The 871-nt window shown below is 55.5% G+C and carries 1 protein-coding gene and 1 pseudogene; both read left to right on the top strand.

Annotated elements, in window-relative coordinates; all coding sequences use genetic code 11:
• Positions 1-444, top strand: a pseudogene (locus tag G6035_RS20380) (hypothetical protein); the annotation flags it as partial.
• A partial coding sequence (locus tag G6035_RS19860; RefSeq protein ID WP_371131082.1) for a Fic family protein occupies positions 339-871 on the top strand: 533 nt, incomplete at its 3' end. The pseudogene G6035_RS20380 and the gene G6035_RS19860, both read left to right, overlap by 106 nt.

The raw sequence follows: 871 nt of genomic DNA, 5'->3' as shown, positions 1-871 counted from the left end.
ATCATCAATTCACTCATTGAGGAGGCCATCACCTCGAGTCAATTGGAGGGCGCGTCGACTTCGCGGCGGGTGGCGAAGGAGATGCTGCAGAGTGGACGTAAACCCGTCACCAATAGCGAGCGGATGATTCTCAACAATTACTCGGCCATGATGCATATTCGGCGGATGCGTGATCAGAAGCTGACTCCAGAGCTGGTTTTGGAGCTCCACCGCATCGTCACAGATGGGACGCTGGAGGATCCCAATGACGCGGGGCGTCTGGAGCAGCCTGAAGTTCAGCGAGTTGCTGTGTGGGGAGATGAAGAACAATTGCTTCATGCGCCCCCGCCAGCGGACGAATTGCGCCCCGGCGGCTCCAGGCGCTTTGTGACTTTGCCAATGGGGATGCAGGAGACGGCAGCTACATACCGCCCGTTGTCAGGGCAATTGTTCTGCACTTCATGATGGGTTGTGACCACTACTTTGCGGATGGCAACGGAAGAACCGCCAAGGCATTGTTCTACTGGAGCATGCTCCATCAGGGCTACTGGCTGGCCGAGTTCATCACGATTTCCAGGATTCTGCGCAAAGCCCCGGGGCAGTATGCCCGCTCGTATCTACTGACGGAGGACGACGACGGCGACCTCACCTATTTCTTGCTCTATCACGTGCAAGTTGTCAGCAGGGCGCTTGATGATCTGACTATCTACCTTCAATGGAAAAGCCAGGAGATGGTCAACGTGCGATCGCTTTTGCATCTGGCTCGCGGGGATTTCAACCACCGCCAGATTTCCTTCCTGGAACTTGTGGCGAAGGATCCATTCACTGTGGCCAATATCCGATGGTATGCAGGGGCGGTGTCATACCCTCGAAGCAACAAGTTGGTTGAATA

Source organism: Arthrobacter sp. SDTb3-6 (genome assembly GCF_013376095.1).
Taxonomy (GTDB): domain Bacteria; phylum Actinomycetota; class Actinomycetes; order Actinomycetales; family Micrococcaceae; genus Specibacter.
The sequence above is the reverse complement of the archived record's forward strand: the minus strand, read 5'-3'. Positions and strand labels throughout refer to the sequence as shown.